This window comes from Candidatus Deferrimicrobiaceae bacterium, assembly GCA_035256765.1.
Taxonomy (GTDB): Bacteria; Desulfobacterota; Deferrimicrobia; order Deferrimicrobiales; family Deferrimicrobiaceae; genus CSP1-8.
The window spans coordinates 1-14,699 of the sequence record DATEXR010000160.1; the positions used below are offsets into that span (position 1 = coordinate 1).

Sequence of the window (14,699 nt, forward strand, 5' to 3'; positions counted from 1 at the left end):
GAGGGAACGCACCGCCCGCCCTTTGTCGGACTCCCTGCGCCCGGCTCGGCGTACCGCCAGTACGCCTGCGCCGTGCTCGGTCGTCCTTCGCGGTCTGACGGCGCATCCGCTTCGCCTCGGCTGCCGACCCTTCCGGGGACAGGCCCCTCGCTCCCGCGGAGTACGCGCTTCTTGCAACAAGGGGGACACTCCTGATGGGCGGGGACACTCCTCTCCCGCATCCCGGAGATGAATCAGGAATGTCCCCGGTGGGAGTGTCCCCCCCCATCCTCAGTCGCGCGCCTTGCTGGCGCGGCGCATCGACGCTCTCGGTGCGTCAAGCTATTTACGAAACGGTACACTAGGCCCGGCCGGGAAGTGACCGTCGCGACCCGAATGTCGTCTTCCCGATCGATCGGCTGAGGGGGCGTGCCACCAGTCCGTCGGGTTGATCCAGAGGGCGATCGAGGAGGCGGGGGTGCCTACGATATCGGTCACCATGGTCCCCGCGATCACCCGCAAGGTGCGTGTCCCCCGCGCGGTGCACGTCCGCTTCCCCCTCGGGCACCCCTTCGGTTTTCCCGGGCAGACGTTCTTGCAGAGGCGGATTCTCTCGCACATGGTCTACCAGGCCGGGGCGATCGAAGAACCCGGGACGATCGTCGACCTGGGCATCGGGGGGGATTCTGTCGTATTGAAGGAGTTCGCGCCGGGATTTACAATGATCCAGATCCGATTCCGACGACAAGGAGGAGAAGATGGGGAAAAGCCGTCTCGGGAAAGTGGTGGCGCTCGTGCTCGTGGTGTCGGTGGGGGTCGTGTTTTCCACGGGGTGTTTCGGCAAGTTCCAGCTGACCCGAAAGCTGTACGACATCAACCAGTCGGTCGAGGACAAGTACGTTCGCAGCGCCGTTACCTGGCTTCTCATCATACCGTACGGGATCGCCGGATTCCTGGACTTCGCCGTATTCAACCTGATCGAGTTCTGGAGCGGAGAGAACCCCATCGTCAGCGGCCCGCAGACCCGGGTGTATGCAAAGGGGGATGATCGTGCAGTGATGACGATCGCCCGCGAAGGCGGAGCGACCGTCGCCACCGTCGCGCATTATCGCGCGGGCTCCCTCGTCTCCACGCTTCGCATCCGCGACGACGGAGCCGGCTCCGTGACCGCGGACCTGGTCGAGGAGGGAAAGGTGTCCCGAACCACCACGGCAACGCAGGCACAGGACGGCTCGGTTTTCGTGGCGGTGGTTTCCTCCTCCGGCACGGAGACGACGCGGTACTCCCCGACCGCGGTGGAGACGTACCGGGCAAGGGTGGCGCGACTCTCGCGCGACGTGAGGGAGAAGTTTGCGGGGGCCGGTTTCGGGCCTCTGCCGGTCCCGGGCAGGGTCCCCGCCCTGCAGGGGTGACGCGGCCTCGAATGCATCATCGGCCCCCGCGGACATCCTCCCGGGGGCCGTTTTCATGAGGAGATTCCCATGAGGTTTTTTCAGTCGTGGATCCGGGACCACAGCCTGCGGTTCAAGCTGACGATGGTGATGCTGATCCTATTGGCCTGTTCGATAGGGATCGTCTTCATCCCGTACTACTGGGGCCGGGAAAGCCTCAAGTCGGACCTCGAGAAGAGTTTTCTCGAACTTTCCAACGCCATCCAGGTGAGCGTCGGCCAGCTCACCGCGCCGGCCACCTCCGAGGAAGACAGGCTCCAGGCCTACGTCAAGTCCCTCAAGAAGTCGGGGATTCGGGAGGTCTCGATCGTCGGGGAGGACATGGGGGTCATCGACAGCACGAACCCCAAGGCGATCGGGAAGGCGGCGAAGATCCGGTTGCCGCGCGAGAAGCTGATCATCAACGCGACCTTCGGCGACGAGCCCGAGCCCGGGGAGGAGAAGCTCCGGTCGAAGGACCTGGTGATTCCGGTGAAGGTGGGGGGGGACACGCTGGGATTGATCCACGTCCGCATGCAGATCGACGACTTCACCGAGCCCATCCGGAAGAACCTCTACCTCCGGCTGGTCAGCACGCTGCTGATCTTCTCCGTCGGTCTGGCCCTGGCGGTAAGCATCTCCTCGCATTACGTCCGGCCCCTCGAACGCCTCGCTCTCGCGGCGGAGAAGGTGGCCGCCGGGGACCTGTCCCAGGAGCAACCGGTCCTGGGGAAGGACGAGGTGGGGCGCCTGACGCGCTCGTTCAACGAGATGATCTCCCGGCTTCGGCAGAACCTGGAGCTGCAGGAGAGGGTCCGGGAGTCCCAATACCTGACGCAGCTGGGGCGCCTCTCCTCCGGCGTCGCCCACGAAATCCGCAATCCCCTGAACTTCATCGGTCTGGCGGTCGACCGCCTCGACGTCCTGACCGAGGGGCAAACCCCCGAAGCCGCCGCGGAGAAGGCGCAGATCATCGCGCGGATCAAGGAGGAGACCCAGAAGCTGAACGATCTGGTGACCAACTTCGTCATGGTCGGGAAGCCGGCGGAGCCGCAGAGGGCGCCCGTTCACGTCCCGGAGATCGTGGAGAGCGTGCTCCGGATGGCCTCCGACCGGCTGCGGATCCAGCGGATTTCCGTCCGGCGCGAGTTTCGCGAGGCCTCCCCGATTGCCGTCGATCCCGACATGACCCGGCGGGCCGTCGTAAACCTCGTGGGGAACGCGATCGACGCGATGCCGGACGGGGGGGAGTTGTTTGCCGCCGCCGGCCCCTCGGGCGACGGGCGGTACGTGCTGGTGATCGGCGACACCGGGGCGGGAATCCCGGAAACGGACCGGGACAAGGTCTTCGAACCCTATTTCACGACCAAGACCTCCGGCCTGGGGCTCGGGCTGGTTCTCACCCGCAAGATCGTGGAGGCCCATGGGGGCGAAATCGTGGTAGATTCGCAGCCGGGGAGGGGAACGCTTATCCGCGTGTTCCTTCCGGGGGGGATGGGATGAAGGGGACCATCCTCGTCGTCGACGACGAGAGGAACCAGCGCGAGATCCTGGGGTCGATCCTCACGGACGAAGGGTACCGGACACTTCTCGCAGGGAGCGGGCAGGAGGCCTTGGACACCCTGGAGCGAGAGCATCTCGATCTTGTCCTGACCGATCTCGTGATGCCCGGAATGACCGGGGAGGATCTGATCGACGCCATCCTGGCGAAAAGTCCCGGTATTCCGATCATCCTGAACAGCGCGTACGGGACGGTCCAGACCGCCGTGGAAGCGATCAAGAGGGGGGCGTTCTACTACTTCGAGAAGCCGGTCGACCGCGCCCGTCTCCTGATCATCATCGAGCGGGCGATCGAGAACCTCAGGCTCAAGGAGTCGCACCGCGTGCTCTCGCAGCGCCTCTTCCCGGGGGCCGCCTCCATCATCGGGGACCATCCCGCCATCCGGGAGATCAAGCGGATTCTGCCCCGGATCGCGCGGAGCGACGCCATCGTCCTTTTGACCGGGGAAAGCGGGACCGGGAAGGAGATCGTCGCCCGGAACATCCACTCGCTCAGCGGCCGAAGCCACGCCCCGTTCCTGGCGGTCAACTGCGCCTCCCTTCCCGACAGCCTGTTCGAAAGCGAGTTGTTCGGCCACGAACGGGGCGCCTTCACGGGAGCAATTCGCCGGGAGATCGGCCTGTTCGAGGCGGCCAGGGGAGGGACGCTTTTCCTCGACGAGATCGCCGAGGTCCGCCCGGAAACCCAGGCGAAACTCCTCCGCGTGCTGCAGGACGGGGAGATCCGGCGCGTGGGGGGGAAGATGAACATCACCGTGGACGTCCGCATCATCGCGGCATCGAACCGGGACCTGGAGGAAGAGGTGAGGGGAGGGAGGTTCCGCGCGGACCTCTTCTACCGGCTGAACATCCTGGCGCTCCACCTCCCCCCGCTCCGGGAGCGGATCTCCGACATCCCCGCTCTGGCACGGCATCTCCTCGCGAAGCACGGGGAGAAAGGTGTTCCCCCGGTGCGGGAGATCTCCAAAGAGGCGATGCGCCTCATTGTGCGTTACCCGTGGCCGGGAAACATCCGGGAGCTCTCCTCGGTGATCGAGCGCGCGGTGGTCCTTGCCGAGGGGGGGGGGATCGGCCCGGCGGAGCTTCCCTCCGAACTGCGGGAGGATACGGAAGTGCAGTCCCGGATCCGGCCGGCCCGTCCGCCCGGTCCATTCCGGAATCGGTCGGGAGAGGAAAAGGGAGAGACGGGGATTTCCGGGATTGCGGACCTGCCCCCCGGGGGAGTCGATTTCGAAAAGCTCGAGGAAAGACTGCTGCGGCAATCCGTGGAGCGGTCCCGGGGAGTCCATACCCGTGGGGCGGAATTGCTGAAAATGAGCTACAAGACCTATATGTACCGGCTGAAGAAATTCGGGATCATCCCGCCGTAACCCGGTTTTCCGGGGTTGCTCCCGGCGCGAGGCTCCCCATCCGGGGAACCTGTTCCCCAAAAGGGGAATCCTTGCCCCTCCGCTCCTTCGGCAGGATTTTCTATCTATTTGATATCCATTGAAATTTCCTTCCTCCCGTTTTGGCACCAAACTTGAACCTAAGAAAAGGTATGCACTCTATCTCTCCGTACGGGAGGAAAAAGCGATGAAGAAGCTGTTCTCCGTGTTCGTCGCCCTGATGTTCGTCCTGTCGCTTTCGGCAGTGGCACTGGCCCAAACGAAAGCCGAACCCGCCAAGCCGGCCGAACCCGCAAAGGCGGCCGAACCCTACAAGCCGGCCGAACCCGCAAAGGCGGCGGTTCCCGCCAAGGCGGCGGAGCCTGCGAAAGCCGCCGAGCCCGCAAAGGCGGCGGTTCCCGCCAAGGCGGCGGTGCCTGCGAAAGCCGCCGTGCCCGCAAAGGCCGCCAAGAAAGCCGCGAAGGCCATCCCGCTCACCGGCACGGTCGAGGCGGTCGACGTAGCCGCCGGGACCTTCACCGTGAAGGGGAAAAAAGAGTCGGTCGACCTGAAGGCTGGCGAGAAGGTGAAGCTCGAGGGGATCAGCGTCGGCGACAAGGTGACCGTGAGTTACAAGGGCGACACCGCATCGAGCGTGAAGAAGGTCCCCGCGAAGAAGGCGGCGAAGAAGGAAGCCCCCGCGAAGGTGGCGGAGCCGATGAAGAAAGAGATGACTCCTCCCGCGGCTCCTCCTGCGGCTCCGGCAGGGAAGAAGTAACGGGACACGAAAATAAGTTGTTGAAACTTGCGGAAGTGTGGTAGCATTATATCTTTCGCGTAAAGGACGGTCCCGCCCCAAAAGGGCCGGGACTTCCTGGGCAGGGGGACACAATCCCCCTGCCCTAATTTTTTCCTGGAAACCGGTCCGCTCCGGCGGTTGACTTTCCCTCCCGCCTTTGATAAAGGTTGTTTGCTTTACCCCCCCGATTCCCGGAGGTGTTTCGATGGAAAAAGGGCATCCCCCGGCCCCCGGCCCTGCCCCGGCGCCGCCCGGCGCGCCGCCGAATATGCCTCCCCCCACGATGGAAATCCTCGCAGCGTAAATACTGGCAAAAGGAGAATTCGGGAATGAAGATTCTGGCCCTCGACAACTTGCAGAAGGTGGGTCTTGACGTTTTCGCCAAGGAAGGGATCGAGGCAGACGTCAAGGGGAAGATGACGCCCGAGGAGCTTGCCGCGGTCATCGACAACTACGACGGCGTGGTCGTCCGCGGCGCGACGAAGGCGACCGCCTTGGTCTTCGAGAAGGTCTCCCGGGTCAAGGTGATCGGACGGGCGGGCAGCGGGACCGACAACATCGACAAGGTGGCGGCCACCAAGAAGGGCGTGGTCGTGATGAATACCCCCGGGGGGAACACGGTCACCACGGGGGAGCATGCCATCGCGCTGATGATGTCGATGGCGCGCCAGCTCCCGCAGGCCGACGCCTCGATGAAGCAGGGGAAGTGGGAGAAGAACAAGTTCATGGGGACCGAGCTCACCGACAAGGTCCTTGGCGTGGTGGGCCTGGGGAACATCGGCAAGGTGGTCGTCGAGCGCGCTCTGGGTCTCAAGATGGTGGTGATCGGGTACGACCCGTACGTGAGCAAGGAGGACGCGGGGAAGCTGGGTGTCGAACTCGTCCCGCTGGACGATCTGTACAAACGGTCCGACTTCATCACGTTCCACACCCCTCTCACGCCCGAAACGAAGAACATGGTGTGCGCGGCCTCGATCGCGAAGATGAAAAAGGGGGTCTATCTCATCAACTGCGCTCGCGGCGCCCTGGTCAACGAGCCGGACCTCCTGGCGGCGCTCGAGTCGGGGCACGTGAGGGGCGCGGCGCTCGACGTCTTCCCGGTGGAGCCGCCGCCGCCGGATAACCCGCTCCTCAAGCACCCGAACCTCATCCTCACGCCGCATCTCGGCGCCGCGACGACGGAGGCGCAGGAGAAGGTGGCGGTCCTCATCGCGGAGCAGATCTGCGATTTCCTGAAGAAGGGGACGATCCGCAACTCCGTCAACTTCCCTTCGGTGTCCGCGGAGCTCTTGCCTACGCTCAAGCCGTACCTCGACCTGTGCGAGAAGCTCGGCGCGTTCCACGGGCAGCTTCTGGATTCGCCCATCAAGGAACTGAAGGTGGAATACCTGGGAGAGGTCGGCAAGCTGGGCACGGCCCCCATGACGATCTCCGTGCTGAAAGGGCTCCTCCAGTACCAGACCGAGGAGGTGAATCTCGTCAACGCGCGGATGGTGGCCGAGGAGCGCGGGATCAAGGTGGTCGAGGCGACCGCCGCGAAGACGGAAGACTACACGAGCCTCATCCGGGTGATTGCCCTGACGGAGAAGGGGGAGGCCTCCGTTTCCGGCACGGTGTTCGGCACCACCCCCCGCATCGTGAAGATCAACCTGTTCCCGATCGACGCCGAACTTGCCGGCGGGATGCTGATGCTGCAGAACCTCGACGTCCCCGGCGTGGTCGGGCGCGTCGGGACGTTCTTGGGCGAGAAGGGGATCAACATCGCGGGCTTGAAGCTCGGGCGGAAGGAGCCCGGGGGTACGGCGGTTTCGCTCATTAACGTGGACAACCCGGTTCCGGAAAAGGTCCTCGCGCAGCTGAGCAAGCTTCCGAACATCACCTCCGCGAAATATTTGATGTTCTAGGAAAAGAGGCGAATCGATGAAGAACATCATCGTCCTCGGCGCCCAGTGGGGCGACGAGGGCAAGGGGAAAGTCGTCGACATCTACTCGGAGTTCGCCGACACGGTCGCGCGCGCCACCGGGGGGAACAATGCCGGCCACACGCTCGTGGTCCGGGGGGAGAAGTTCATCTTCCACCTGATCCCTTCCGGGATCCTGCACGCGGGGAAAAAGTGCGTGATCGCGAACGGGGTGGTCGTCGACCCCAAGGTCCTCCTCTCGGAGATCGACAAGCTCAAATCCCGCGACTACCTGAAGGACGACTCTCAGCTCAAGCTCGGCCTTCTGGCCCACATCATCCTCCCGTATCACATCGCCCTCGACCGGGCGCGGGAGGAGAAGCTGGGGAGCCGGAAGCTCGGCACGACGGCCCGAGGGATCGGCCCCTGCTACGAGGACAAGATCGCCCGCACCGGCATCCGGGCATGCGACCTGGCCGACCCCGACACCTTTTCGGAAATGCTTCGCGCCAATTTGGAGCTGAAGAACTTTCTCCTGAAACGCTACTATGACACCTCCGAGATCGACTTCGGGTCCACCCGGGACGAATACCTCGCCTACGGGGAGCGCCTCCGTCCGTTCCTGATCGACACCTCCCTCTTCCTGAACGAGGAGATCAACCGGGGGGCCAAGGTCCTCTTCGAGGGGGCGCAGGGGACCCTCCTGGACATCGACCACGGGACGTACCCTTTCGTCACCTCGTCCAACACCACGGCCGGCGGCCTGTGCACCGGGGCGGGCGTCGCCCCGACGAGGATCAGCGGGGTGATCGGCGTCGCCAAGGCCTACATCACCCGCGTGGGAGGCGGCCCGTTCCCCACGGAACTCTTCGACGAGGAGGGCCAGCAGATCCGGGCCCGCGGCTCCGAGTACGGATCGACCACGGGGCGTCCGAGGCGATGCGGCTGGTTCGACGCGCCCGTCGTCCGGTACGCGAACCGGCTGAACGCCCTCGCCGGCATAGCGCTCACCAAGCTCGACGTCCTTTCGGGCTTTCCCCGACTCCTTGTGTGCGTCGCGTACGAGATCGACGGCGTCCGGCGGGAAGATGTCCCGTTGACCCTCTCCGAGTTCGAGAGGGCGGTGCCCGTCTACGAGCAGCTGGAGGGGTGGAAGGAGGACCTGTCGGACGCCCGGGAGTTCGGCGACCTTCCGAAAGCCGCTCAGCGGTACGTGCGGAGGCTGGAGGAGCTGACCGACGTGGAGGTTTCGCTGATCTCCGTAGGCGCCGACCGGAACCAGACCATCCTGCGGAAGAACCCATTCCGCGCTTGACACTCCTGTTTGCCGGCCTTTACCATAGAGTTTTTCCGGGGGAGCCCATAGCTCAGCTGGTAGAGCATCTGACTTTTAATCAGAGGGTCGCAGGTTCGACTCCTGCTGGGCTCACCACTTTGCGCGTCCCCATCGTCTAGTCCGGCCAAGGACACCGCCCTTTCACGGCGGCGACGGGGGTTCAAATCCCCCTGGGGACGCCATTTTGTTCCCACCGTCCCTCAGGGATTTGAACCGGCGACGGCGTATATGCGGGGACACTCCTTCAACGGAAAACTCGAGTCAAGGAATGTCCCCGAAAAGCGCGACTTCAGGAGCGCGTCAGCCGGAAGCCGCGGCCGCAAAGGCCGGAGGTGTGGACCGCCGGAGGCTCAGGCGGTCAAATCCCCCTGGGGACGCCAGCATAAAACAAGGGGATTTCGGCCAAAACCGGAATCCCCTTTTCATCTTTTATGGTTTTTTATCACAGCACGTTATCACACTCTTGGGCCACCTCCCGATTCCCCATGCCGGGAAGGAAACCTGGAAACATTGAATCGCAAGGCAAACATGGACAGGGATGGTCGAAACCATGGTCTATCTGCACCTATCCGCCCCCGACGTGGTCCGATATAGTTTGACCCATGATCCGCACCTATACGCAACCGACAGGGGGGAGGGTCACCCCGCTCCCGCACCCGACATTTCCTGTCTTGCTTCCGAACTTGTGACTGCCGCAGAATAGCAAGGTTATGGATTTCCTCCGTCCGGAAAAGCTCCTTCAGTCCGGGTACAAGGATTGCCTGCTCTGCGAGGTCGAGCGCAAGGGGGAGGAGAAAAGGTGCCTTCGCTGTTCCGGCAAGGCGGAGCAGCGCGACCGCCTCCTCTGGGAGATCAACCGGGAGAGGATCCGCCGGAACGCGGCACGGCTGTCCCTGGCCTACCCCGGCGCAGGCCATTTCTACAGCGGCCGGTATCTCGCGGGCGTCTTCTGGGCATCCCTGCTTCCACTGACGGCGGGTCTGGTCCAGGGGACCTGGCGCGGGCCGACCCCGGGGCACGCGTTCCTCCTCGTCGCCTTCGGGCTGATCTGGTACCTGGCCTGGCTCGACGCAGGCCGCGGCGCCGGGGAGCCGGCCGCACCCTGCCAGAAGGCATGCCCGGCGGACATCAATATCCCCGACTACATCGCCCTGGTGCGCGAGGGGCGTCCTCTGGAAGCCCTGGCCCTTGTCCACGACAAGCTCCCCTTTGCCGCCTTCTGCGGCAGGGCCTGCCCCCACCCGTGCGAGCAGGAATGCGTCCGCACCGAGTACGGGGCGCCGATCGCCATCATGGCGATCAAGCGGTACGCGGCCGACCTCGGGTACGCCGCTGCGTTCCTGCCCTCCCCTCCCGTCGCCGAAAGGATGCGCAGGCCGAAGGTCGCCGTGGTCGGAGCGGGGCCCGCGGGGCTTTGCGCGGCGGACACCCTGGCGCGCCTGGGGTGCAAAGTCACCGTGTTCGACGAGGAGGCCGAGCCGGGGGGGATGATGCGGTACGCCGTCCCCGAATTCCGTTTCCCGAAAGAGGCGCTATGGTCCGACGTGCGGACGATCCTCGCGCGCGGAGTCGACTTCCGGGGCGAGAAAAAATTCGGGCGGGACCTCTTCTTCGAAAGTCTCGCCGGGGAAAACTTCGAGGCGGTCCTTTTCGCGGCCGGGGCGGGGGAACCCGTGCGCCTTCCGCTCACGGGGGGCGAAACGGAGGGGTTCTTCGACGCCCTGACGTTTCTCTCCCGCTCCCGGGAAGGGCAGGCGGCCCCCTTGCGCGGGAGCGTGGCGGTGATCGGAGGGGGAAAGGTCGCGCTCGATGCCGCCCGGACGGCCGTCCGGCTTGGCGCGCAGGAAGTCACGATGGCGTGCCTGGAGTCCAGGGACTCGATGCCGTCCTATCCGTGGGAGGTCGAGGAGGCGGCTGCGGAGGGCGTGAGAATCCTTCCCGGGACGGCAGTGGAGGGTTTCCTCCAGCGCGACGGCCGGGTGGCCGGGATCGAAGCGCTCCGGGTCGAGCGGATCGACTATGACGAGAAGGGGAGGATCGTTCCCCGCACCGTCCCGGGCAGCAAGTTCGCAATCCCCGCGGAGACGGTCATTTCGGCCATCGGGAGCCGTCCCGCTCAGGACTTTTTCCCCCCCGCGGCGAGGCAGGAAAGCATCGATCCCGGGCGCAATTTTTCCCGGTTGATTTTTTCCGGGAAGCTATCTACAATTCCGGCCTATGTGACCGGGGACTGCGTGGGGGGCCCCGGCACGGTGGTCGAGGCATCCGCGTCCGGCAGGGCGGCCGCCTTGAATATCTACGGCGACCTCTGCGTCGAAGAAGTCAGGAAAGCGCGGTTCGAGGACCGGTTCCGGCGTGCGGCCGAACCCCAGATCGAGGACCGGCCGGAATGGAGGATCCGGAGGGAGGCCCCCCGGCTTCCCCCGGAGGAGAGCCGGCGAACGTTTCGGGAAGTCCAGAAGCGATACGACGAGGATTGCGCCCGCAAGGAATCCGAGCGGTGCGCGAGATGCAATCTGCAGTTATGAATCCACCACGGAAGGGGGTGAAACCGAATGAAGAAGTTCGCGGCTCTCATGGCGATCATCGTGGCAGTGACCTTCTCGGCCGGCTTGGTGATCAGCGCGGAAGCTCCCGCGGGAAAGGTGACCATCAAGCACATCCAGAAGACGAAGGAACCGGTCGTCTTCGACCACAAGGCGCACACGACCAGGGCAAAGGACTGCCAGGTGTGCCACCACAAGAACGAGAAGGGCAAGGAGCAGGCGTGCCAGGCGTGCCACAAGGAGGCGGCCGAAGGGAAAGTGGTAGCTTTGAAGGAAGCGTACCATACCCAGTGCAAGGACTGCCACAAGAAGGACGCCAGCAAGAAGGCTCCGACCACCAAGTGCGACGGGTGCCACAAGAAGTAACGGGGTTTTTCTTACGATTCGCGCCGGAGAGGGGGCCGGTTCCCCTCTCCGGTTTCTTTCCCCAAAATCCGTCCCCGCCGATGCATGTATAATGTTGGTTTGGTATTTATTCATCGCTTGAAGGTGAATTCCCATGGTTGAGGGAAAGCGCACGGAATCTCCGATGGACAAGGTGTGGAAGTTTTTCACCTCCCTGAAGCTCGCGATCTTTGTCATCATCATCCTGGCGGTGGCCTCCATCATCGGGACGATCATCGAGCAGAACCAGCCGCTCGAGAAATACCGGCAGTTCTACAGCGACGGGACGATCCGGCTGTTCGAGTCCCTGAACCTGTTCGACATGTACCACTCCTGGTGGTTCCTCCTCCTGCTGGTCCTGCTCACCGTGAACCTCTCCTGCTGCACCCTCGACAGGCTTCCGCGAACCGTCAAGGTCGTCCGGAATCCGAAGACCACCCTGGACGAGAACCTCGAGAAGTCGCTCTCGCACGTCGACCGGTGGAAGAAGAAGGGGGGAATGGAGGAACTGGCCGACACGTACAAGACGGCGATGGGCAGCGCCTTCGCCAGGCCTCGCGTGACCGAAAACAGCGGGACGCTCCACCTGTACGCCGAGAAGGGGGTCGTCTCCCGCTTCGGCGTCTACGTGACCCATCTCTCCATCATCATTATCTTCATCGGCGCCATCATCGGCAACGTCTTCGGGTTCAAGGGGTTCGCGAACATCGTCGAGGGGCAGTCGGTCCGGACGATCCCGACGCGGGGGGGGGCCAACCAGGTCGATCTCGGGTTCGCGGTGCGCTGCAACAAGTTCCGGGTCGACTTCTACCCCACCGGCCAGCCGAAGGAATATTCCTCGGACCTGAGCGTCATCGAGGGCGGGCGGGAGGTCGTGCGCAAGACGATCGAGGTGAACGACCCGCTCCAGTACAAGGGGATCTGGTTCTACCAGGCGAGTTACGGGCCCGCGGGGGCGGCAAGCGCAACCGTGGCGGTCAACAGCCCGGACGGCGGTCGGATGGAGACCTTTTCCCTCACCCCGGGTCAGAAGGTGGAGATCCCCGGGTACGGGAAGGTGAGCGGGATCGACTACCAGAACGACTTCCAGGGGCTCGGTCCCGCGCTTCTCGTGGTCCTCGAGAAGCATGGGAAGCCGCCGGCCGAGTTCTGGCTTCTTAAGGCCTACCCCAATTTCGACCGCCAGCGGGGGGACACGCGTTACCTGTCGTTCGCGGGGGTCGACCAGATTTTCTACACCGGGCTCCAGGTGGCCCAGGACCCGGGGGTAAACATCGTGTGGGTCGGCTGCACGCTCATGGTCATCGGGATCATGATCGCTTTCTTCATGTCCCACCAGCGGCTCTGGATCCGGCTCTCGCGCGGAGGCGATGGGCGCGTGGAGGTCGTCCTCGCCGGCTCCACGAACAAGAACAGGCTTGCCTTCGAAAAGAGATTTGAGAAAATACAAGCCGATATGAAGGCGGTCGGTGCCTGACCGCGCACCGTATCGGTTAGGCAACCGGGAGATGACTTGCCATGTTGAACGTCCGTCTGTTTGATATCACCACACTGCTTTTCGGCGTCGCGTCCGTCAACTACGTAGCCGCCCTGTACGGGAAGAAAGAGACCCTTGCCCGCATCGGGACCTGGGTATGCGTCGCCGCCGCCGTCGTGTCGACCGCCGCAATCGGCGTCCGGTGGGCCGAGTCGTACAAGATGGGGATCGGGCGCATTCCCGTGACCAACCTCTACGAGTCGCTCGTCTTCTTCGCGTGGTCGGTCAACCTGTTCTACCTGGCGGTGGAGTGGAAATACAGGAGCCGGGCCTTCGGGGCGTTCGTGATGCCGATCGCCTTCGGCACCATGCTGTTCGCCTTCACGAACGAAAGCAGCATCCAGCCGCTGGTTCCCGCCCTGCAGTCCTACTGGCTCCACGCGCACGTCATCACCTGCTTCGTGGGGTATGCGGGATTCGCCGTATCCGCCGGGGTGGCGGTCATGTATCTCATGAAGGCGAAGCAGGAGGAGAGGAAGGTGACCGGCGGGGTGGTTCAACGGTTCCCCTCGACGAAGGTCCTGGACGAGCTGGTCTACAGGGCGATCATCTGGGGATTCCCGTTCCTGACGGCCGGGATCATCACCGGGGCGGCCTGGGCGAACTACGCGTGGGGCACGTATTGGTCGTGGGACCCCAAGGAGACGTGGTCGCTCATCGTGTGGCTCGTGTACGCGGCGTTCCTCCACGCGCGGGTCACCCGGGGATGGCACGGGCGTCGCGCGGCGATCCTTTCGATCGTCGGGTTTCTGGCGACGATCATGTGCTACCTGGGGGTGAACCTGGTCCTCTCCGGCCTGCACTCCTATGGCGGGGCGTAATCCGAAAGGGGGAGACTTCTCGAGAGAGAACCGTCGGGCCCGATGAAGTTCAAAATCCTCGCCTTCCTCTTGACGGCCGCCGCATCGGTCACCCTGCTTGCCTTCGGGCTGTTCCGCGGAGAATTCGTCAAGGCACTCGTCAACGGCGCGCTCCTTTGACTGCACTGCATCGGGGTCGGGTGATCCCGTGGCATTTTTAAGGCGAAGGGTCTACCAGGCGCTGGGGGCCGTCCTGCCCAACGCCTACGTGCAGGGGTTCCTGTCGGCCACCCTCTACCAGGGGCCTCTCAAAGGGGTCTGCACCCCGCTGTTCAACTGCTATGCCTGTCCCTCCGCCCTCTTTTCCTGCCCGATCGGGACGATCCAGCATTTCGCGGCGACGGGGAAAGTCCCGTTCTACGCCGCCGGGACGATGGCGGTCGTCGGGGCGTCGGTGGGCCGGATGACATGCGGGACGCTTTGCCCGTTCGGGTTCCTCCAGGACATCCTCTACAAGATCCGGACCTGGAAGGGACGGCTTCCCGGATGGGCGTCCTGGCTGCGCTACGCCGCTCTGGCCGTTCTCGTCTTCCTGATTCCCGCCCTTACCCACGTGCACTGGTTCTCGAGGCTCTGCCCCATGGGGACCCTGAGCGCCGGTCTGCCGTGGGTGACCATGAGCGGAAGCATCCGGGCCATGATGGGCTCCCTCTTCTGGGTCAAGATCGGGATCCTGCTTCTTTTCGTCACCTCCTCGGTCCTGGTCAAGCGCCCTTTTTGCCGCGCCGCCTGCCCCCTCGGGGCGATCTTTTCGCTGTTCAACCGGTCGAGCTTCCTCCAGCTGGCCTGGAACCCCGACACCTGCACCCGGTGCGGGAAATGCCGGAAGATCTGCCCCGTCGACATCCGCCCCGACTACAACCCGACGAACCCCGAATGCCTGCGCTGCTGGGACTGCACGCGATGCCCGAGCCTGAAAATGACAACGGTCCTTACCCGGAACCCCTTCGGCCTCCCGGGAATGGCGGAGGGACGTGGCGCGGAGATCCTCCCGGGGACT

11 protein-coding genes, 2 tRNA genes and 1 pseudogene are annotated in these 14,699 nt (G+C 64.1%); all 14 read left to right on the top strand.

Going from position 1 to position 14,699, the window contains the following annotated elements:
• Window positions 1–409 precede the first annotated feature (409 nt).
• Window positions 410–592, top strand: a pseudogene (locus VJ307_05430) (selenoprotein B).
• 145 nt (window positions 593–737) lie between these two features.
• Window positions 738–1,391: a DUF3332 family protein gene (locus VJ307_05435; protein HJX73582.1), complete on the top strand. Its 654-nt coding sequence runs from the start codon at window positions 738–740 to the stop codon at window positions 1,389–1,391.
• Between the two features lie 69 nt (window positions 1,392–1,460).
• The gene (locus VJ307_05440) at window positions 1,461–2,912 is read left to right on the top strand and encodes a HAMP domain-containing sensor histidine kinase (GenBank protein HJX73583.1); all 1,452 of its coding nucleotides are present in this window, start codon (window positions 1,461–1,463) and stop codon (window positions 2,910–2,912) included.
• Window positions 2,909–4,339: a sigma-54 dependent transcriptional regulator gene (locus tag VJ307_05445; GenBank protein ID HJX73584.1), complete on the top strand. Its 1,431-nt coding sequence runs from the start codon at window positions 2,909–2,911 to the stop codon at window positions 4,337–4,339. The genes VJ307_05440 and VJ307_05445 overlap by 4 nt, the downstream gene beginning before the upstream one ends.
• Before the next feature lie 205 nt (window positions 4,340–4,544).
• The gene (locus VJ307_05450; protein HJX73585.1) at window positions 4,545–5,114 is read left to right on the top strand and encodes a hypothetical protein; all 570 of its coding nucleotides are present in this window, start codon (window positions 4,545–4,547) and stop codon (window positions 5,112–5,114) included.
• Window positions 5,115–5,464: 350 nt separating this feature from the next.
• Window positions 5,465–7,039, top strand: a complete 1,575-nt coding sequence (gene serA, locus VJ307_05455) for a phosphoglycerate dehydrogenase (GenBank protein HJX73586.1) — start codon at window positions 5,465–5,467, stop codon at window positions 7,037–7,039.
• A 16-nt stretch (window positions 7,040–7,055) separates the two neighbouring features.
• Entirely contained in the window at window positions 7,056–8,351 is a 1,296-nt protein-coding gene (locus VJ307_05460) for an adenylosuccinate synthase (protein HJX73587.1), read from the top strand.
• A gap of 41 nt (window positions 8,352–8,392) precedes the next feature.
• A tRNA-Lys gene (locus VJ307_05465) sits at window positions 8,393–8,468 on the top strand.
• Between the two features lie 8 nt (window positions 8,469–8,476).
• Window positions 8,477–8,554: transfer RNA gene (locus VJ307_05470), tRNA-Glu, on the top strand.
• 528 nt (window positions 8,555–9,082) lie between these two features.
• Window positions 9,083–10,900 (top strand): FAD-dependent oxidoreductase, encoded by a 1,818-nt coding sequence (locus VJ307_05475; GenBank protein ID HJX73588.1) that lies wholly within the window; start codon window positions 9,083–9,085, stop codon window positions 10,898–10,900.
• Window positions 10,901–10,927: 27 nt separating this feature from the next.
• On the top strand, window positions 10,928–11,284 hold the full coding sequence (locus tag VJ307_05480) for a cytochrome c3 family protein (protein ID HJX73589.1): 357 nt from the start codon (window positions 10,928–10,930) through the stop codon (window positions 11,282–11,284).
• A gap of 133 nt (window positions 11,285–11,417) precedes the next feature.
• A complete protein-coding gene (locus tag VJ307_05485; protein HJX73590.1) occupies window positions 11,418–12,779 on the top strand; it encodes a cytochrome c biogenesis protein ResB in 1,362 nt (453 codons plus the stop codon).
• Between the two features lie 41 nt (window positions 12,780–12,820).
• Window positions 12,821–13,660 (top strand): c-type cytochrome biogenesis protein CcsB, encoded by an 840-nt coding sequence (gene ccsB, locus VJ307_05490; protein ID HJX73591.1) that lies wholly within the window; start codon window positions 12,821–12,823, stop codon window positions 13,658–13,660.
• A gap of 187 nt (window positions 13,661–13,847) precedes the next feature.
• A partial coding sequence (locus VJ307_05495) for a 4Fe-4S binding protein (protein HJX73592.1) occupies window positions 13,848–14,699 on the top strand: 852 nt, incomplete at its 3' end.

Excerpts from the sequence above, each read along its gene's own strand:
- VJ307_05475 (HJX73588.1), top strand. The coding sequence starts at position 9,083 with ATGGATTTCCTCCGTCCGGAAAAGCTCCTTCAGTCCGGGTACAAGGAT.
- VJ307_05445 (HJX73584.1), top strand. The coding sequence starts at position 2,909 with ATGAAGGGGACCATCCTCGTCGTCGACGACGAGAGGAACCAGCGCGAG.
- VJ307_05460 (HJX73587.1), top strand. The coding sequence starts at position 7,056 with ATGAAGAACATCATCGTCCTCGGCGCCCAGTGGGGCGACGAGGGCAAG.
- VJ307_05485 (HJX73590.1), top strand. The coding sequence starts at position 11,418 with ATGGTTGAGGGAAAGCGCACGGAATCTCCGATGGACAAGGTGTGGAAG.
- serA (HJX73586.1), top strand. The coding sequence starts at position 5,465 with ATGAAGATTCTGGCCCTCGACAACTTGCAGAAGGTGGGTCTTGACGTT.
- VJ307_05435 (HJX73582.1), top strand. The coding sequence starts at position 738 with ATGGGGAAAAGCCGTCTCGGGAAAGTGGTGGCGCTCGTGCTCGTGGTG.
- ccsB (HJX73591.1), top strand. The coding sequence starts at position 12,821 with ATGTTGAACGTCCGTCTGTTTGATATCACCACACTGCTTTTCGGCGTC.
- VJ307_05440 (HJX73583.1), top strand. The coding sequence starts at position 1,461 with ATGAGGTTTTTTCAGTCGTGGATCCGGGACCACAGCCTGCGGTTCAAG.
- VJ307_05450 (HJX73585.1), top strand. The coding sequence starts at position 4,545 with ATGAAGAAGCTGTTCTCCGTGTTCGTCGCCCTGATGTTCGTCCTGTCG.
- VJ307_05480 (HJX73589.1), top strand. The coding sequence starts at position 10,928 with ATGAAGAAGTTCGCGGCTCTCATGGCGATCATCGTGGCAGTGACCTTC.